This is a genomic window from Pseudomonas nicosulfuronedens, from assembly GCF_005877905.1.
Taxonomy (GTDB): domain Bacteria; phylum Pseudomonadota; class Gammaproteobacteria; order Pseudomonadales; family Pseudomonadaceae; genus Pseudomonas; species Pseudomonas nicosulfuronedens.
The window spans coordinates 1-18,777 of the sequence record NZ_SWDV01000029.1; the positions used below are offsets into that span (position 1 = coordinate 1).

Consider the following 18,777-nt stretch of genomic DNA (forward strand, 5'->3'; position numbering starts at 1 on the left):
CCAAGGAAGCCGACGGCGCCCAGCACCAGGCTGTTCTTCAGCAGGCGGCGGCGTGAGGCATCGATGAGCTCGCTCATCGGCACGTTGCCGGAGGGGTTGATCGGCTGGTCGTCGAAGGCCGCCAGTCGGTCGTGGAAATCCTGGAAACGCTCGCTCATCAGAAGGTTCCTTCCGCACGGCCGTCTTTCTGACGGCTCGGGTTGTCAGTAGAAGCTATCGGCGGAAGGTTAGGAATGCGGTGTTACGTCGGCATGACAACGCCGCCGGGCCCCGTGACAGGCTCGGCGGCGGCAATAAAAGCCGCCCCGCAGGACCAAGACGACGTCCGGGGGCGGGCGCGAGGGCATTTGCGAAACAGTGCGGCTCAGCTCTGCAGGCCGCCCTGCTCCGAACATTCGGGGCCCGCCAGGCGGGCCGTCCAGTCTTCCAGCACGCCACTGGTGAGGCGTTGCGCGGCGGTCTTGCGCCAGCGCAGGGAGAGCGCGTCGCAGGCCATCATCAGGCGCAGTCCGGTACGTTCCAGCGGTTGGCCGAAGTACCAGTCCAGCAGGCTCGCCACGGTGAGCTGCGGGTAATGCCGCTGCACCAGCTCCAGCGGTGCGTCGGGGGCGACCATGCCGGAACGGCGCACCCGGTAGAACCAGCCACAGCGCCCCTGTTCCTGTACCTCGAAAGGCAGTTCGGGCAGGTTCCAGCGCTTGGCCAGGCGGTAGCTGGGCGAGCGCGGCTGGCTCACTTCGATCAGCGCTTCACCCCAGCGAAACAGGTCGCCGATGCAGACCTCCTGCTCATTGAGGCCGAAGGTCGACAGGTTCTCGCCGAAGGCCGGCTGTCGCCAGCGCGTCTGCGGGTGCTGCTTGCGCCAGTGGCGATAGTGCTCGGCCGGGTAGTGGTGCAGCGCGCGATCCAGGCCACCATCGCGACGAAGGTCGGCGCGTGCGTCGCCCGGTAGCCCTTCGGCGCCGAGCCAGACTTCCTGATGCGTTTCCAGCTTGCCGATGTCGCTGAGCAAACCTCCCCAGCTTTCTTCGACTTTGCCTATGAAAACGCCCTGGATGACGATGCTTTCCACCTTTGTCTACCCATCTGAGACAGCGGACAAGCGCTAGAGTAGAGGCCTGGATAGGCAACACTCCATTTCGATTTTCCAGTTTCGTTGATAAGCAGACCTTATGGATTTCCGCCAACTCCGCTATTTCGTTGCGCTGTATGAGGAAGGCCACGTCGGGCGCGCCGCCGAACGCCTGGCGATTTCCCAGCCGGCGCTGTCGCAGCAGATCCGTCAGCTGGAGCAGAACCTCGACGTGGCGCTGTTCCAGCGCAGCGGCAAACGCCTGCTGCCCACCGCCGCCGCACATACGCTGTACAACCACGCGGTGCCGCTCCTGGAAGGTCTGGAGCGCGCCCGCGAGGCACTGCGGGGATTTCGCGGCCAGACCGCACGCAGCCTGACTATCGGTGTGCTGCAGACGGTCAACGCGAGCCTGGTGCCGCACCTGGTGGAACGTCTGCATGCAGCGCAGCCGCACGTGCAGGTGCGCATCTACGAGCTCTCCGGGGTGGAGATCGAGCGCCGCCTGCTGATCGGCCAGCTGGATATCGGCATCGGCTTCCTGCCGCCGCGCCAGCCGGCACTGCACGGCGTGGAGCTGTATCCGGACGAGCTGCAACTGGTGATCCCGGCGGATCATCCGCTGAAGGATTTCAAGAAGGTGTCGCTGGCCCAGGCGGCGGAATTACCGATGCTGCTGCTCGGCGAAGAATTCCGCGTCCGGCAGATCTGGCAGGAACAGCTGGCAGCCATCGGCCGGCGGCCAAGGGTGCAGGCGGAGCTGAACCACATGAGCGGCATCCTCGACAGCCTGCCGCAAAGTCGTTTCGCGACCGTGCTGCCTGGCCGTACCCGACAAATACACGCTCACAAGGACCTGCTCTGGAAACCCTTGAGCGAACCACGGATTCCCTTGAGCGTGGGGTTGGTCTATCGCGATGCGCAGCGGCAACAGCCGACGGTGGAGCTACTGCGATCGTTGCTCGACGGGGCAGTCTGACGACCACCAGGGGTGATGGGTATCGCTACGCTCCACACCATCCTACGTTCGCGCTCCATGTCTGCCCCGCCGCCGTTTGTAGGATGGGTGGAGCGCAGCGATACCCATGCGGATGCCCGCCGCATAGGGCGCATAACCTGGAACAGGTCATGCGCCGGCCCGGACGATGGCGGATAACGCTAGCGCGTTAATCGTCCTACGGGTGAGCAGTCCACGCAGGCTCGGGTTTGAGGTGCAGGAATCCCAGGCAAAGAAAAAACCCCGCCTCTTGCGAAGCGGGGTTTTGCAGACCGATATCCTGACGTCCGTGCTAGCCACCGTCCTTGGTGGATTCCCTTGTTTCCGTATTGTCGTTGGCGCTTCCTGCGCAATGTCCTGACTGAGAGAAAGGTTACCGCTGTAGGCCTTTGTCAGATAGACGCCGATCACCACCGCTGTTTGTAAGCCATGGCTTACAAAGATTCGAAATAGCACCCTTGGAAAAAGAAATATCCCCATAAAAAAGCCCCGCCGGAGCGGGGCTTTTCAGACGCGGAGGCTCAGAACTGCGTGGCATCCAGCAGGTACAGCGACTCGCTGCCAGCCTTCACCGAGGCGCTCAGGGAGTGGATGCGCGGCAGCAGGCGGGCGAAGTAGAAGCGCGCGGTGCCCAGCTTGCTGGCGTAGAACTCGTCCTGGCCTTCCTTGCCCAGCGAAGCGCGAGCCATCAGGGCCCACATGTAGGCGTAGGCGGTGTAGCCGAAGGCGTGCAGGTACTCGACCGAGGCGGCGCCGATCTCGTTCGGGTTGCCCTTGGCACGGTCCAGGACCCAGGCGGTCAGCTCGTCCAGGTTCTGCACGGCGGCGTTCAGCGGGCCGGTGAACTCGGCCAGCTCGGCGGAGGCAGAAGCGGTGAAGGCGCGGATCTCGTCGGTGAACAGCTTGGCGTAGGCGCCGCCGCTGCCGACGATCTTGCGGCCCATCAGATCCAGCGCCTGGATGCCGTTGGTGCCTTCGTAGATCTGGGTGATGCGGCAATCGCGCACCAGCTGCTCCTGGCCCCACTCGCGGATGAAGCCGTGGCCGCCGAAGATCTGCTGGCCGTGAATAGTGGTTTCCAGGCCCATGTCGGTGAGGAAGGCCTTGGCCACCGGGGTCAGCAGGGCGACCAGTTCCTCGGCGCGCTTGCGGGTGGTCGGCTCTTCGCTGTACTTGGCGGTGTCCAGCTGCATGGCGACGTAGCTGGAGAAGGCACGGCCGCCTTCGTTCAGGGCCTTCATGGTGAGCAGCATGCGGCGCACGTCCGGATGGACGATGATCGGGTCGGCAGCCTTGTCCTTGGCGACCGGGCCGGTCGGCGCGCGGCTCTGGATACGCTCGCGGGCGTACTCCACGGCGCTCTGGTAGGAACGCTCGCCGGTGGCCAGGCCCTGGATACCAACACCCAGGCGCTCGTAGTTCATCATGGTGAACATGGCGGCCAGGCCCTTGTTCGGCGCGTCGACGATCCAGCCGGTGGCGCCGTCGAAGTTCATCACGCAGGTGGCGGAACCCTTGATGCCCATCTTGTGCTCGATGGAGCCACAGGACACGGCGTTGCGCTCGGCCAGGGAGCCGTCGGCGTTGACCATCACCTTCGGCACCAGGAACAGCGAGATGCCCTTGGAGCCGGCCGGCGCGTCGGGGAGCTTGGCCAGCACCAGGTGGATGATGTTCTCGGTCAGGTCATGCTCGCCGCCGGTGATGAAAATCTTGGTGCCGGAAATCTTGTAGCTACCGTCAGCCTGCGGCTCGGCCTTGGTGCGGATGATGCCCAGGTCAGTGCCGGCGTGCGGCTCAGTCAGGCACATGGAACCGGCCCAGGTGCCGGCGTACATGTTCGGCAGGTACTTGGCTTTCAGTTCTTCGCTGGCGTGGTTGAGCAGCGACAGGCAGGCGCCGGCAGTCAGCATCGGGTACAGGCCGAAGGACAGGTTGGCCGAGTTGACCATTTCCTCGACCTGGGCACCGATCACCTTGGGCATGCCCATGCCGCCGAACTCCGGCGCGCCGCCGACACCCACCCAGCCGCCTTCGGCGTAGGTGCGGTAGGCCTCGGGGAAGCCAGCCGGGGTCTTCACGCCCTCGGCGCTCCAGCTGCAGCCTTCTTCGTCGCCGCTGCGGTTCAGCGGGGCGATCACGCCGCCGGTAACCTTGCCGGCCTCTTCGAGAATCGCGGACGCCGTCTCGGCATCGACGGTTTCGGCCAGGGCGGGCAGTTCGGCCCAGAGATTGGCGACCTCGAAGACTTCATTGAGGACGAATTGCATGTCGCGCAGGGGAGCTTTGTAGTCAGCCATGATGGATCCTCGAACGAAAACGACGGCTGATCAGGCAGCCAGCGGTATCAGAATAGGAGGTACACGAAGGTACGCCGCCGGAGTTTACTCCAACAACTTTTCAGACTTTAAGCGTCATGTTGTGACCATACAACTACAGATTGGTCACATTTTGTAGCGATGGGCAAGGAGGCCCGCGCAGGGCGGGCCTCCTTGTCTGGCGCGGGGTTTACAGGGCGAACTGCTCGGCCGACAGGCGCATCAGCACCTCGGAACCCGCCTCAGCCGCTGCCACATGGCCCGACGCGCGGGGCAGCAGGCGACTGAAGTAGAACTCGGCGGTGGCCAGCTTGGTTTCGTAGAAGGCCTTCTCTCCGGCGCCCTCCTCCAGCTTCTGCCCGGCGACGAGCGCCATGCGCAGCCAGAAGTAACCGAGGGTGACGTAGCCGGAGAACATCAGGTAGTCCACCGAGGCGGCGCCGACTTCGTCCGGGTTCTTCATGGCGGCCATGCCGACCTTCTGGGTCAGCTCGCCCCACTGCTTGTTCAGCGCCGCCAGCTGGGCCACCTGGGCTTTCAACCGCGGGTGTTCGGCGTGTTGCTGGCAGAGCTGGTGCACCAGCTTGGTGAAGCCCATCAGCAGCTTGCCCTGGCTGCCGAGGACCTTGCGGCCCAGCAGGTCCAGCGCCTGGATACCATTGGTGCCCTCGTAGATCGGCGCGATGCGGCAGTCGCGCACCAGCTGCTCCATGCCCCACTCGCGGATGAAGCCGTGGCCGCCGAACACCTGCATGCCGTGGTTGGTGACTTCCAGGCCGGTCTCGGTCATGAAGGCCTTGCAGATCGGCGTGAGGAAGGCCAACAGGTTGGCCGCGCGCTCACGCTCCTCGGCGTCCTGGGACAGGTGCTCGATGTCCAGCAGTTGCGCGGTGAAGTAGGCCAGCGCGCGGTTGCCTTCGTTGAACGCCTTCATGGTCAGCAGCATGCGGCGCACGTCCGGGTGGACGATGATCGGGTCGGCGGGCTTCTCCGGCGCCTTCGGGCCGGTCAGCGAGCGCATCTGCAGACGGTCCTGGGCGTAGCGCACCGCGCCCTGGTAGCTGGTCTCGCCAAGGCAGAGACCCTGCATGCCGGTGCCCAGGCGCGCGTGGTTCATCATGGTGAACATGCAGGCCAGGCCCTTGTTGGCCTCGCCGATCAGGAAGCCCTTGGCGCCGTCGAAGTTCATCACGCAGGTGGCCGAGGCCTTGATGCCCATCTTGTGCTCGATGGAGCCACAGGCCACGGCGTTGCGCTCGCCGGCGTCGCCGTTCGCGTCCAGGTTGAACTTGGGCACGATGAACAGTGAGATGCCCTTGGTGCCGGCCGGTGCGTCAGGCAGCTTGGCCAGGACCAGGTGGATGATGTTCTCGGAGAGGTCGTGCTCACCGGCGGAGATGAAGATCTTGGTGCCGGTGATCGCGTAGCTGCCGTCGGCGTTGGGCACGGCGCGGGTCTTGATGATGCCCAGGTCGGTGCCGCAGTGCGGCTCGGTGAGGCACATGGTGCCGGTCCAGATCGCGCTGGTCATGCGCGGCAGGTAGGTGGTCTTCTGCTCGGCGGTTCCATGGGCGTGGATGGCAGCCATGGCGCCCTTGGTCAGGCCGGGGTACATGCCCCAGGAGCAGTTGGACGCGCCGATCATCTCGCTGACCAGCAGGCCGAGGGAGGGTGGCAGGCCCTGACCGCCATATTCCGGGTCGCTGGAAACGCCGTTCCAGCCGGCCTCGACGTACTGTGCAAAGGCTTCCTTGAAGCCCTTGGGCGTGGTCACCACACCGTTGTCGAAGTGGCAGCCTTCCTCGTCGCCGGAGCGGTTCAGCGGGGCGATGACCTGCTCGCAGAACTTCGCGCCTTCCTCGAGGATGGCGGCGAACATGTCCGGGGTGGCGTCGGTGGCGCCGAGGGCTTCGTAGCGGCCGGTGAAGTCGAAGACTTCGTCGGTGAGGAAGCGCACGTCGCGCAGGGGGGCCTTGTACTCGGGCATCGCGAATCTCCGTTCGGTTCGGGGCGCCAGCACGGCGCGGAAACCTCGAACCTAACGGCCCATGACCGCCCGGACAATCACGCTGCACGCGCTGAATGCGGGGTCATAACCCGGCCGGGTCAGGCAGTGCGCACCGCTCCGCGACGGGATTGCCCATGCACGGCCACGCGGTTGCGCCCGCCGCTCTTGGCCGAGTACAGCGCCTCGTCAGCGCCCTTGATGACCTCCTCCGGGCTGCGACGCTCACCATCGCGCTCGGCGACGCCGATGCTGATGGTTACCGAGACGGTCTGCGCGTCCTTGCCGCTGCGCTTGCTGCGGCCCTGGCGGTCGTTTCTGGGACGGTTGCCACGGTCGCGCAGATGCATCGCATAGCCCTCGATGGCCTGACGCACGCCGTCCAGATAAGGCAGGCACTGCTCCACCGTCTTGCCGGCGAACACCAGGGTGAATTCTTCACCGCCATAACGGTACGCCTTGCCACCGCCACCGGTGCGACGCAGTTGGCTGGCGACCATGCGCAGCACCTGGTCGCCGACATCGTGGCCATGGCTGTCGTTGAATTTCTTGAAGTGGTCCACGTCGATCATCGCCAGCACGTACTGCTGGCCGAGGCGCTGGAAACGCTCGTTCAGCGCGCGGCGGCCGGGCAGGCCGGTGAGTTCGTCGCGGAAGGCCATCTGGTAGGCCTCGTGCGCGACCGCACCGGCCAGGGTAAGCATCACCAGGCTGGTCATCACGGTCAGCGCATGGGGCAGGATGAACACCTTGGGCAGCATCCACAGCAGCCCGAGCAGGCCCACCAATTGTGCGGCGTGCAGCGGCCGCGGCTGGCGCACGTAGGCGGCGACCAGGGCGATGAAGGCCATGAGGAAACCGAAGTAGGACAGCTGCGCCAGGTTCATCCACTGGCCGTGCAGGGCCGGCCAGTAGGTATCGCTGAGCAGCTCCGCCAGGCCCTGCGGGAAACGCTTGGCCAGGGCCGTCGCCACACCGGCCACGGCAATCAGCGCGGCGCTGCGGGCCAGCAGGTCCTGCAGCAGGTGCATGCGCTCCTGCCAGATGCCGTACATCCCATAGAGCAGCGGCAGGAGCACGCAGCACAGGTGGAAGACCAGCGCGGCCTCGGGCATCACCACGCGGCGGGCCTGGAAGTAGTCGACCTGGGTATCGAGCAGGAAGTACGCAATGTACACGCAGGTCAGCATGAACAGCTGGCGCAGGCGGTTGTAGACCAGGCAAAGCGCGCCACCGAGCAACAGCAACAGAGTCGGCAGGACGTTGAACAGCGAAGTGAAGAAGTCGGACAGTTCGGCCAGGGAGCCGGCGGCGATGCCGGCCGGGATCAGCAGCAGAGGCGTGAGGAAGTGGCTGAGCCGATAGGGGGCCGTGGGTCGCACAAGGGGTTCCGCAGGGTGGATACCGGGCTCACGGTCAGGCGGCCGGCAAGTGGCGTAATGATGGCATTTTCTGCAGGCATTTGTGTGATCGCAGATACGAAAAAGCCCGCCTTGCGGCGGGCTTCTTCCTGTTCAGCAGACGGACGGCAAGCCGTCCGCCTAACGCGCTGATCAGTAACCGAGGGCGAAATCTTCCTCGGCCAGGTCCATCAGGTTGTTGGCGCCGGACAGCATGGAGCCAACGTGTGCGCGGGTGCGCGGCAGGATGCGCTGGAAGTAGAAGCGCGCGGTCTTCAGCTTGGCCTGGTAGAAGGCCTCTTCGCTGGTACCGGCAGCCAGCTTCTCGGCAGCCAGGCGAGCCATGTCTGCCCAGAAGTAGGCCAGGCAGGCGTAACCGGAGAACATCAGGTAGTCGACCGAAGCGGCGCCGACTTCCTCGCGGTCCTTCATGGCAGCCATGCCGACCTTCATGGTCAGGTCGCCCCATTCCTTGTTCAGCGCCGCCAGCGGTGCAACGAACTCCTTGACCGCTTCGTTGGCTTCGTTGGCCTGGCAGAACTTGTGCACGATCTTGGTGAAGCCCTTGAGCGCTTCGCCCTGGGTCATGAGGATCTTGCGACCCAGCAGGTCCAGCGCCTGAACGCCGGTGGTGCCTTCGTACAGCATGGAGATGCGGCTGTCGCGGACGTTCTGCTCCATGCCGTGCTCGGCGATGAAGCCGTGGCCGCCATAGATCTGCACGCCGTGGTTGGCGGCTTCGAAGCCCACTTCGGTCATGAACGCCTTGGCGATCGGAGTGAGGAAGGCCAGCATCGAGTCAGCGGCTTTCTTCTCTTCTTCGTCCTGGCTGCGCTGAACGATATCGACCTGCTTGGCAGCGAAGTACAGCATGGCGCGGTTGCCTTCGGCGAAAGCCTTGGCAGTCAGCAGCATGCGGCGTACGTCCGGGTGCACGATGATCGGGTCAGCGGCTTTTTCCGGAGCTTTCGGGCCGGTCAGCGAACGCATCTGCAGACGCTCGCGAGCGTAGGCGATGCCACCCTGGAAACCGATTTCGGCGTGGGCCAGGCCTTGCAGCGCGGTACCCAGGCGAGCGGTGTTCATGAAGGTGAACATGCAGTTCAGGCCCTTGTTCGGCGGGCCGATCAGGAAGCCGGTGGCGGCGTCGAAGTTCATCACGCAGGTAGCGTTGCCGTGGATGCCCATCTTGTGCTCGATGGAGCCACAGGAAACGGCGTTGCGCTCGCCCACGTTGCCTTCGGCGTTGGGCAGGAACTTCGGCACGATGAACAGCGAGATGCCCTTGGTGCCTTGCGGGGCGTCGGGCAGGCGGGCCAGCACGATGTGGACGATGTTGTCGGCCATGTCGTGTTCGCCAGCGGAGATGAAGATCTTGGTGCCGGTGATCTTGTAGGTGCCGTCAGCCTGCGGCTCGGCCTTGGTGCGCAGCATGCCCAGGTCGGTGCCGCAATGCGGCTCGGTCAGGCACATGGTGCCGGTCCACTCGCCGGAAACCAGCTTGGTCAGGTAGGCGTGCTGCTGCTCCGGGGTACCGTGGGCGTGCAGGGTATTCATGGCGCCGTGGGACAGGCCCGGGTACATGCCCCAGGACCAGTTGGCCTGGCCGACCATCTCGCTGATGGCCAGACCGAGGGATTCGGGCAGACCCTGACCGCCGTGCTCGACGTCATGGGCCAGGCTCGGCCAGCCGCCTTCGACGAACTGCTGGTAGGCCTCTTTGAAGCCGGTCGGCGTCTTGACGCCTTCCGGGCTCCATTTGCAGCCTTCCAGGTCGCCAGTGCGGTTCAGCGGAGCGATTACCTGTTCGCAGAACTTCGCACCCTCTTCGAGGATGGCATTGACCATGTCCGGGGTGGCGTCTTCGGCGCCCGGCAGGTTCTGGTAGTGCGCTTCGTAGCCCAGCAGCTCGTCGCGAACGAAACGGATATCACGCAAGGGGGCCTTGTAATCAGGCATAGCGGTAAACCTCTACGAAGGGTTCTGGTTAATGGGCGACCGGTTGCTGCGGTCGCAGTGCGGGAGCATTCCCGGCCGCCCAGTCGGTGCGCGCACGCATCCGGACAGTCAAACAGGCGTTTGAAACATACGTTTACGCCATACCCTTGTCAAGCGTGCAAACCGACCGCCTGGTCACGCTCGCCGAGCTGTCCGCAAGGTGGTTTCGCAAGGACGTCCTGAGACTAATTAAAGCCCATGGCAGAGCGGCCGGCGTGTCACGAGGACAGCCGGCCGCCAGAGCATTTCGGGTAAGGGAAAAGTGGCCGTCAGGCGCGGATATCGATGAGGGTACCGAGCGTTTCGTCGGCGGCCTGGATGACCTTGGCGTTGGCCTTGACCTCATGTTCGCCGCGGCGCAGATCGACCAGGCGGTCGTTCAGCACTTCGCTGGGCGCGCTACCGGCAGTGGCGATGTCAGTGCTGGCGCGATCGACGCGGCGCTGGCCGTTCTGCACGCCATAAAGGCCCGCAGAGAAAGCATTACCGGAGATTTCCATCGACACGCCTCCACAGCAAAAAGCAGCAAGTGGCCAGTATTCAAGCAGACGCTGTCCGCCAGGCCAAGGGGCGGTTACAAATCCAGGATACCCAGGTCCAGGTGCGCCGCCACCGCCGCCGGGGTCGCGCGGGCCAGGCGCGGCACGCGTCCCAGGCAGGGTGCGGGCAGGCGTTCGGCGAGGGTCGCGAGGTTTTCTTCCAGACGGGAGGTCGCCGGGTCGACGATGTTTGCCACCCAACCGGCCAGCACCAGGCCGTCGCGCTGGATTGCCTCGGCGCTGAGCACGGCGTGGTTGATGCAGCCCAGTCGCACGCCGACGACAAGAATTACCGGAAGCTCCAGGGCGATGGCCAGGTCGGACAGGTTCTCCTCCCCTGCCAGCGGCACGCGCCAGCCACCGGCGCCTTCCACCAGGGTGAAATCGGCGCCCAGGCCTAGCACCGAACGCACCGGTCCCTTGAGCGCTTCCACCGTCAGCTTCACGCCCTGCTCGCGGGCAGCGAGGTGCGGGGCGATGGCCGGCTCGAAGGCGAAGGGGTTTACCTGTTCATAGGCCAGCGGCACGCTGCATTCGCCCAGCAGCGCCAGCGCGTCGGAATTGCGCAGTCCCTCGGGGCTGCGCTCGCAGCCCGAAGCCACCGGTTTGGCGGCCGCCGTGGACAACCCGACCAGCCGCGCTGCATGTAGCAGGCCGGAGGCAATGGTGGTCTTGCCGATTTCGGTATCGGTGCCGGTGACGAAGTAGGCGTGGGACATGACTTTCCTCTGGAGCTATTTGTAGGAGCGAGCTTGCTCGCGAACGGAACTCACCGGCAGCTCCAGTGCTGTGCAGGTTCGCGAGCAAGCTCGCTCCCACAGGTTTCAGGTTTTGCGCAGCACGGCGTAGACCACCCGGTAGGTCGCCGGCAGCCCCTCGGGCTGGCGGAAGCGCTCGTAGGCGGCGATCAGCGCACGCACCCGCTCACGCCCGGTGAGACCGTCGGGCCTGCCGGGGTTGAGGTTGTGCGCACCGAGCGCCTTGAGTTCATGGGTCAGGCTGCGCAGGTCGGGGAAGTGCAGGACACGGTCCTCGGTGCGCAGCGCCAGCACTTCCAGGCCGCTGCCTTGGCAGTGCTGCTGGTACTGCTCGAAGGCACGAAAACGGTTTACATGGACAAAGCCGTCCACCGCCTCCCAGCTCTGCCGCAGCTCGCCCAGGGTGCCGATGCAAAGGCTGCTGAAGGCCGCGATGCCGCCGGGACGCAGCACGCGACGCGCCTCGCCCAGCACCGCCGGCAAATCCGCGCACCATTGCACCGCCAGGCTGGAGAACAGCAGGTCGCTCATTCCATCGCGCAATGGCAACCGTTCGGCATCGCCACCGATGAAATGCAGCGCACCACCCTGCTCGCGGGCGTGGCGCAGCATCCCCTCGGCGATATCGACGGACAGGCCATGAGCCTGTGGATAACGCGCCGCCAGGGCGCGGGTGAAATAACCGGTGCCGCTGCCCAGGTCCACCCAGCGCTGCGGCGCGGTCTGCGCCGGCAGCAGCTCCAGCAGGCGGCCACCGACGGCGCGCTGCAGTTCGGCCACTGCGTCGTAGGTCGACGCGGCACGTGAGAAGGAGGCGGCTACCTGGCGTTTGTCGGGCAGCGCGCTGGTACTGCAATCAGGCATCGTCGCCCTCGTGGATGAACTTCAGGATGGCGCTCGCCACCTCGTCCGGCTGCTCCAGCGGCAGGCCGTGGCTGGCACCGGGCAACAGGCTCACTTCAACGTCCGGCAGCCAGTCGAGCAAGGCATCGGCGGCGCTTGCCGGGACCAGCGCATCGTTGGCGGCGAACAGGTGCAGCTGCGGGCCGGGATAGCGGCCGAGGGCAGCGCGGGTGTCGAGCTGCCCCAGCAGTTGCAGGCCGGCGGTCAAGCCTTCGACATTCAATTGCGGCAACGCCACCTGTAGCTGGCGTGCGAGGGTACGCGCGTCGCGGGCGCCCTGGCTGACCAGCATCGTGAAGCGCCTGCGCACCAGGTGCGGCTCCAGCAGGAAGGCCTCGAAGAAGTCCTCGAAGACTTCATTGGCCATGGCATCCGGCCAGTCCTCGCGGCGGCGGAAGCAGAGATTGCTGGCGATGGTGACCAGCCCCCGGCAGGACTCCGCGCGGCGAGCCGCCAGTTCGGCGCCGAGCATGCCGCCCAGCGACCAGCCGGCAATCCAGGCGTCATGCGCGACGTTGTCGTCCAGCTCGTCGAGCCAGGCGTTCGGGTCGGCATCCGCCGGCAGCGGCTCGATCTGCACGTTCAAATGCGGCGCCTGCTCCAGCAGCGCGTCGCGCAGCGGTTCCAGGGGAGCGCTGCCCAGGCCCCAGCCCGGCAGCAGGATCAGTTGGTCACGCATCATCGCCCTCCTCGGCATCGATCTCTGCCAGAAGGCTAGACGACACGCGCTGCCAGCTTTCAGCGAGCGCTACCAGCAGGCGGTCGACCTGCGCTTCGCTATGCGAGGCGGACAGGGTCACGCGCAGGCGAGCCGTGCCTGCCGGCACCGTGGGCGGACGGATCGCGCCGACCAGAATGCCTCGCTGGCGCAGCTCCGCGGACAACGCCATGGCCCGGGCGCTGCCACCGACGAGGATCGGCTGGATCGGCGTCGGGCTGTCCATCAGCTCCAGGCCGATGGCTTGGGCACCGGCGCGGAAGCGCGCGATCAGCGCATTCAGGTGATCACGGCGCCAGCTCTCGGCGCGCAGCAATTCCAGGCTCTTCAACGTGGCGCAGGCCACGGCGGGCGGCTGGCTGGTGGTGTAGATGTACGGACGGGCGAACTGGATCAGCGTCTCGATCAGCTCCTCGCTGCCGGCAACGAAAGCCCCAGCAGTGCCGAAGGCCTTGCCGAGGGTGCCGACCAGTACAGGCACGTCCTCGATCCCCAAGCCAAAGTGCTCGACGATGCCGCCACCGGTCGCACCCAGCGGGCCGAAACCGTGGGCGTCGTCGACCATCACCCAGGCGCCCTTGTCCCTGGCCTTGACGCAGAGTGCGGGCAGGTCGGCCAGATCGCCGTCCATGCTGAACACGCCGTCGGTGACCACCAGCGTGTTGCCCTCGGTTTTCTCCAGACGAGAAGCGAGGCTGGCGGCGTCGTTGTGCAGATAGCGCGAAAAGCGCGCACTGGAAAGCAAGCCGGCATCCAGCAGTGAAGCGTGGTTGAGGCGGTCCTCCAGCACGCTGTCGCCCTTGCCGACGAGGGCGGTGACAGTCCCCAGATTCGCCATGTAGCCGGTGGAGAACAGCAGCGCGCGCGGGCGACCGGTGAACTCGGCGAGCGCCAGCTCCAGCTCATGGTGCGGACCGCAATGGCCGTTGACCAGGTGCGAGGCGCCACCGCCAACGCCCCAGCGTTCGGCACCGGCGCGCATCGCCGCGATCACCTCGGGGTGATTGGCCAGGCCCAGGTAATCGTTGGAACAGAAGGCCAGCATCGGCTGGCCATCGATGACCACGTCCGGTCCCTGCGGCGATTCCAGCAGCGGACGGCGGCGGTAGAGGTCGTCCGCCTGGCGCTGGGCCAGACGGGCGGCGAGATCGAAAGGCATACGCAACCCCGTGTCGGCGGTGGTCCTGCAAGACGAGGACCTGTAGGAGCGAGCTTGCTCGCGAATCGCCCAGCACCGAAGTACTCGGAAAGACTGTTCGCGAGCAAGAACCAGGTGTCCCCCTCGCTCCTACATGAAGAAGAGCGGCTCTATCAGGCCGAAGCCGCGTTATAGAACAGCTGGGAGTCACGTTGTTCCACCAGCGCCTGCTCGATAGCGGCCTGGTGTACCTCATCGGCGTGTTCCTCGCGCTCCTCGGGCTTGATCCCTAGGCGCGCAAACAGCTGCATGTCCTTCTCGGCCTGCGGGTTGGTGGTGGTCAGCAGCTTCTCGCCGTAGAAGATCGAGTTGGCGCCAGCCATGAAGGCCAGGGCCTGCATCTGCTCGTTCATCTGCTCGCGGCCGGCGGACAGGCGTACGTGGGATTTCGGCATCATGATGCGGGCGACGGCCAGGGTGCGGATGAAGTCGAACGGATCGACGTCCTTTTCCTCGGCCAACGGGGTGCCCTTCACCTTCACCAGCATGTTGATCGGTACCGATTCCGGGTGCTCGGGCAGGTTGGCCAGCTGGATCAGCAGGCCGGCGCGGTCGTCCACCGACTCGCCCATGCCGAGGATGCCGCCGGAGCAGATCTTCATCCCCGCTTCGCGCACGTACGCCAGGGTCTGCAGACGCTCGCTGTAGGTGCGGGTGGTAATGATGTTGCCGTAGAACTCCGGCGAGGTATCGAGGTTGTGGTTGTAGTAGTCGAGGCCCGCTTCGGCCAGCGACTGGGTCTGCTCCTGGGTCAGCTTGCCCAGGGTCATGCAGGTTTCCAGGCCGAGCTTCTTCACGCCCTTCACCATTTCCAGCACGTAGGGCATGTCCTTCGCCGAAGGATGCTTCCAGGCGGCGCCCATGCAGAAGCGCGTCGAGCCGATAGCCTTGGCTTCGGCAGCGGCCTGCAGCACCTTCTGCACTTCCATCAGCTTTTCCTTGTCCAGGCCGGTGTTGTAGTGGCCGGACTGCGGGCAATACTTGCAGTCTTCCGGGCAGGCGCCGGTCTTGATCGACAGCAGGGTGGAAACCTGCACGCGGTTCGGATCGAAGTGTGCGCGGTGCAGGGTCTGCGCCTGGAACAGCAGGTCGTTGAAGGGCTGTTCGAACAGGGCGCGGACTTCGGCAAGGGTCCAGTCGTGGCGGGTTACTTGGGCTGCGGTGGCACTCATCGGCAAAGTCCTTCGACGCTTGGGGGCGCCTCTTGTCTAAGGTGCCCCGGCGGCGCGCCACCGGGGAAATCAGGCTCAAGGCATCATATGTGGAGCTGTGACGCTGTCAACCACTCTCGCGACACAGGTCGACAAGTGATCATTTATTGATCAATTACAGCGATCCGGTTGCAGTTGCGGCTGAACCGATCCATCCAATCGCCGCTCCAATCAGGCAGAACACTCAGGAGTCATACCCCAGATGGGAACAGAAGGATTCTTCGACGGCCTTGGCCAGATGGTCGGCAAGGCCATCCGCTTCATCGTCGATCTGCTGTCGGGTGTACTTGGCGGCCTGTGGCGCGCCATGGACGACTTCTTCCACGGTCTGGCGCGGGCTGTGGGAATCGACGTCTCGATCTTCAGCTTCGTCCTGCTCTTCATTGGCCTGCTGTTTCTCTACAGTGGCATCCGCGCCTTCCTGCGGCGCTCGATCTTCGGCGGGCTGATCTGGACGGTGCTGGGACTGGTGGTGTTGAGCTGGCTGATCCACTGAGCCGATCCCCGCTGAACAGCCCCGCCCCTGGAGGGGCTGAATGCGGTTACTTCAATGGCGTCCCGCCTGGTGGCGGCCTCGTCTGCAATGCCTCCTCTGTGGAGGAGCAGCGGAACAGGCCGCCCTGCCTCTCTGCGCCGGCTGCGACGATGACCTGCCCTGGCTCGCCGGGCATTGCGCGATCTGCGCCCTCCCCCTGCCGGTTTCCGGGCTGACCTGCGGCCAATGCCTGCGCCGCGCGCCAGCCTTCCACCGCGTCGAGGCCCCCCTGCGCTACGGCTTTCCCGTCGATGCACTGGTCACCCGCTTCAAGCACCAGGCCAATGCGCCGCTCGGCCGGCTGCTCGGCCAATTGCTCGAGCGTCATCTGCTGCATGCCTACGAGGAAGGGTTGTTGCGCCCGGACCGGCTGATCCCTGTACCGCTGTCGCACCGACGCGAGCGTCAACGTGGCTTCAACCAGGCGCAACTGCTGGCGCAGTGGCTGGCCGCGCCACTGGGACTGCCTGTGGATAACCGCCTCGTTCGCCGCACACAGGACACCCCCGCCCAGCAAGGCCTGGACGCTGCTACCCGCAAGCGCAACCTGCGCAGCGCCTTCACCCTGGCCAGTGGCACGGAGGTCGAAGGCCTGCATCTGGCGTTGGTGGACGACGTGCTGACTACCGGCGCCACCGCCGAGCGCATCGCCCGCCTGCTGCGCCGCGCCGGTGCACGGCGAGTCGACGTCTACTGCCTGGCACGCACGCCGGCCCCGGAATAGACGACCGTTCGGCCACATTCCCGACATCTGCCCCTTGCGTTTTGCACGCCAGCAACGGAGCCTCGTCGCATACCAATAAGTACCCGCGAAACCATGACCACCCTCAGCCTGTTGACCCAACACGTTACCCGTCGCCCGCAGCGCATCGCCCTGCTGGCGCAGATCGCCCAGCTCGGCTCGATCACCCACGCCGCCAAGGCCGCCGGGATGAGCTACAAGACGGCCTGGGATGCCATCGATGAACTGAACAACCTCTCCGACCGGCCGCTGGTGGAACGCAGCGTCGGCGGCAAGGGCGGCGGCGGTGCGCGCCTGACCACCGAGGGCGAACGCCTGCTGGCGCTGTACCAGCGCCTGGAAGCCCTGCGCGAACATATAGTCGAGCACGTCGAGCACCAGGCCGACCTGGAGCTGATCGGCCGCCTGATGATGCGCACCAGCGCGCGAAATCAGCTGCATGGGCGCGTCTGCGCGGTGGAGCCGTCCGGCCTCAACGACCTGGTGAGCATCGAGTTGCCCGGCGGCGCGCGCATCCAGGCGCGGGTGACCCGCGAGAGCACCGAGAAGCTGGAACTGGCTGACGGCGTGCCGGTGGTGGCGCTGATGAAGGCCGGCTGGCTCTACGTCGACCTGCCACACATCCCTTGCCCGGAAGGGCTCAACGCGCTGGAAGGCCACGTTGACGACATCCGCGAAGCCGACGACGGCCCCAGCGAAGTCCGCATTCAACTGCCCAGCGGCCAGATGCTCTGCGCCCTGACCGACCCGGAACGCATCGATATCCTTGGCCTGCAACCGGGTTCGGCGGTCCGCGCGCAATTCTCCCCGGCGCAGGTGATCCTCGGCACGCCCCTCTAGCCTCGCCACATGAGTTTCCCTGCCTCATATCAAGCCCCAGGGTGTCGCACCGCGCTCCAATAACGGCCTGAGCTCTGCCCACACCGGGCGGGGCCTTGGTCAACCGGAGCTCCCACCATGCGCCGCCCACTGCTGCTGCTCGCCCTGCTGCTCCTGCCCTTTACCAGCCAGGCCGGCCCCGATGTCCTGCGCGTGGGAGCCAGCAATGAGCTGATGTCGACGCTGGAACCACTGGTGGACCAATACCAGATCGAGACCCGCAACAAGGTCCTGCTGATCGGAGGCGATGAGAGCGAACTCACCGAGCAGGTCCGCCAAGGCACGCCCTACGACCTGTTGCTGACGCCCTTGCACAGCACGGAACAGACCCAGCTACTGAGATGCAACGCCCGCGCGATGCAGAAACTGACCCTGGTGAAGGGCGAACGCCGGGCGCTGGCCACGGACTTCATCGACTACCTGGGGAAACACTGCACCGACCGCTGAGGCGACTGCGCACCCAAAGGGGGCGGACTGGGTAAACTAGGCAGCTTTACCATTGCCGGAACGTCGCCATGTCCCATCCCTTTTCCGACCTCACCCCCGACCTGGTGCTGGATGCGGTGGAAAGCATCGGTTTCCTCAGCGACGCCCGCGTACTGGCGCTCAACAGCTATGAGAACCGCGTCTACCAGGTGGGCATCGAGGACAGCGAGCCACTGATCGCCAAGTTCTACCGCCCGGGCCGCTGGACTACCGAGGCGATCCTCGAGGAGCACGCCTTCTCCGCCGAGCTCGCCGAGTGCGAAGTCCCAGTGGTGGCGCCGCTGGTGCATGAGGGCCAGACCCTCTTCGAGCATGCCGGCTTCCGCTTCACCCTGTTTCCCCGCCGCGGCGGCCGCGCGCCGGAGCCGGGCAACCTCGACCAGCTCTATCGCCTCGGGCAGTTGCTCGGTCGCCTGCACGCCGTGGGCGCCAATCGGCCCTTCGAACACCGCGAGGCGCTGACCCCGGCGAACTTCGGGCACGAGTCCCTGGCCACCCTGCTGGAAGGCAACTTCGTCCCGAAGAGCCTGCTGCCGGCTTACTCATCCGTCGCCCGCGACCTGTTGAAGAAAGTCGATGACCTGTATGCCCGGGTGAAATACACGCCCATCCGCATGCATGGCGATTGCCACCCCGGCAACCTGCTGTGCCGCGACGAGACCTTCCACGTCGTCGACCTCGACGACTGCCGCATGGGCCCGGCGGTGCAGGACTTGTGGATGATGCTTGCCGGCGAGCGCCAGGAACGCCTCGGGCAGCTCTCGGAACTGGTCGACGGCTACCAGGAATTCCACGACTTCGACCCGCGCGAGCTGCCGCTGATCGAAGGCCTGCGCGCCTTGCGCCTGATGCATTACAGCGCGTGGCTGGCACGCCGCTGGGACGACCCGGCGTTCCCCCCGAGCTTCCCCTGGTTCGGCACCGAGCGTTACTGGGGCGAGCAGGTGCTGGTACTGCGCGAGCAGTTGGCGGCACTGGATGAGGAGCCGCTGCGGCTGTTCTGATTTCTCCGTGCCGA

17 protein-coding genes are annotated in these 18,777 nt (G+C 65.6%); 6 read left to right on the forward strand and 11 right to left on the reverse strand.

The window, feature by feature from the left end:
• Window positions 1-364: 364 nt before the first annotated feature.
• Window positions 365-1,072, reverse strand: coding sequence for an MOSC domain-containing protein (locus tag FAS41_RS20720; RefSeq protein ID WP_138525324.1), 708 nt, complete (start codon window positions 1,070-1,072; stop codon window positions 365-367).
• Between the two features lie 100 nt (window positions 1,073-1,172).
• Here FAS41_RS20720 and FAS41_RS20725 point away from each other — a divergent pair, with 100 nt between their 5' ends.
• The gene (locus FAS41_RS20725; protein ID WP_138525325.1) at window positions 1,173-2,051 is read left to right on the forward strand and encodes a LysR family transcriptional regulator; all 879 of its coding nucleotides are present in this window, start codon (window positions 1,173-1,175) and stop codon (window positions 2,049-2,051) included.
• Between the two features lie 539 nt (window positions 2,052-2,590).
• Here FAS41_RS20725 and FAS41_RS20730 read toward each other — a convergent pair.
• The 10 genes from FAS41_RS20730 to bioB form a co-directional block, all read right to left on the reverse strand.
• Window positions 2,591-4,369 carry an acyl-CoA dehydrogenase C-terminal domain-containing protein gene (locus FAS41_RS20730; protein ID WP_138525326.1) on the reverse strand — a complete coding sequence of 593 codons (1,779 nt, stop codon included), beginning with the start codon at window positions 4,367-4,369 and terminating at the stop codon, window positions 2,591-2,593.
• A gap of 208 nt (window positions 4,370-4,577) precedes the next feature.
• Window positions 4,578-6,374, reverse strand: coding sequence for an acyl-CoA dehydrogenase C-terminal domain-containing protein (locus FAS41_RS20735; RefSeq protein WP_138525327.1), 1,797 nt, complete (start codon window positions 6,372-6,374; stop codon window positions 4,578-4,580).
• Between the two features lie 119 nt (window positions 6,375-6,493).
• Complete coding sequence (locus FAS41_RS20740; RefSeq protein ID WP_138525328.1) at window positions 6,494-7,774, reverse strand: GGDEF domain-containing protein; 1,281 nt, start codon at window positions 7,772-7,774, stop codon at window positions 6,494-6,496.
• A gap of 171 nt (window positions 7,775-7,945) precedes the next feature.
• Window positions 7,946-9,751 carry a phenylacyl-CoA dehydrogenase gene (locus FAS41_RS20745; RefSeq protein WP_138525329.1) on the reverse strand — a complete coding sequence of 602 codons (1,806 nt, stop codon included), beginning with the start codon at window positions 9,749-9,751 and terminating at the stop codon, window positions 7,946-7,948.
• 308 nt (window positions 9,752-10,059) lie between these two features.
• Window positions 10,060-10,290 carry a hypothetical protein gene (locus FAS41_RS20750; RefSeq protein ID WP_081519677.1) on the reverse strand — a complete coding sequence of 77 codons (231 nt, stop codon included), beginning with the start codon at window positions 10,288-10,290 and terminating at the stop codon, window positions 10,060-10,062.
• Between the two features lie 74 nt (window positions 10,291-10,364).
• Window positions 10,365-11,048 carry a dethiobiotin synthase gene (bioD, locus tag FAS41_RS20755; protein ID WP_138525330.1) on the reverse strand — a complete coding sequence of 228 codons (684 nt, stop codon included), beginning with the start codon at window positions 11,046-11,048 and terminating at the stop codon, window positions 10,365-10,367.
• Window positions 11,049-11,153: 105 nt separating this feature from the next.
• A complete protein-coding gene (gene bioC, locus FAS41_RS20760) occupies window positions 11,154-11,951 on the reverse strand; it encodes a malonyl-ACP O-methyltransferase BioC (RefSeq protein WP_138525331.1) in 798 nt (265 codons plus the stop codon).
• A complete protein-coding gene (locus FAS41_RS20765) occupies window positions 11,944-12,669 on the reverse strand; it encodes an alpha/beta fold hydrolase (RefSeq protein WP_138525332.1) in 726 nt (241 codons plus the stop codon). The genes bioC and FAS41_RS20765 overlap by 8 nt, the downstream gene beginning before the upstream one ends.
• Complete coding sequence (gene bioF / locus FAS41_RS20770) at window positions 12,662-13,867, reverse strand: 8-amino-7-oxononanoate synthase (protein WP_138525333.1); 1,206 nt, start codon at window positions 13,865-13,867, stop codon at window positions 12,662-12,664. The genes FAS41_RS20765 and bioF overlap by 8 nt, the downstream gene beginning before the upstream one ends.
• A gap of 152 nt (window positions 13,868-14,019) precedes the next feature.
• The gene (bioB, locus tag FAS41_RS20775) at window positions 14,020-15,078 is read right to left on the reverse strand and encodes a biotin synthase BioB (protein WP_138525334.1); all 1,059 of its coding nucleotides are present in this window, start codon (window positions 15,076-15,078) and stop codon (window positions 14,020-14,022) included.
• Between the two features lie 241 nt (window positions 15,079-15,319).
• Here bioB and FAS41_RS20780 point away from each other — a divergent pair, with 241 nt between their 5' ends.
• The 5 genes from FAS41_RS20780 (at window position 15,320) to FAS41_RS20800 (ending at window position 18,763) form a co-directional block, all read left to right on the forward strand.
• On the forward strand, window positions 15,320-15,613 hold the full coding sequence (locus tag FAS41_RS20780) for a hypothetical protein (RefSeq protein WP_045212785.1): 294 nt from the start codon (window positions 15,320-15,322) through the stop codon (window positions 15,611-15,613).
• Window positions 15,614-15,653: 40 nt separating this feature from the next.
• Entirely contained in the window at window positions 15,654-16,376 is a 723-nt protein-coding gene (locus FAS41_RS20785) for a ComF family protein (protein WP_138525335.1), read from the forward strand.
• A gap of 93 nt (window positions 16,377-16,469) precedes the next feature.
• Window positions 16,470-17,234 (forward strand): TOBE domain-containing protein, encoded by a 765-nt coding sequence (locus FAS41_RS20790; protein WP_138525336.1) that lies wholly within the window; start codon window positions 16,470-16,472, stop codon window positions 17,232-17,234.
• 117 nt (window positions 17,235-17,351) lie between these two features.
• Window positions 17,352-17,720 carry a type 2 periplasmic-binding domain-containing protein gene (locus FAS41_RS20795; protein ID WP_138525337.1) on the forward strand — a complete coding sequence of 123 codons (369 nt, stop codon included), beginning with the start codon at window positions 17,352-17,354 and terminating at the stop codon, window positions 17,718-17,720.
• 68 nt (window positions 17,721-17,788) lie between these two features.
• Entirely contained in the window at window positions 17,789-18,763 is a 975-nt protein-coding gene (locus FAS41_RS20800) for a serine/threonine protein kinase (protein WP_138525338.1), read from the forward strand.
• Window positions 18,764-18,777: the final 14 nt, after the last annotated feature.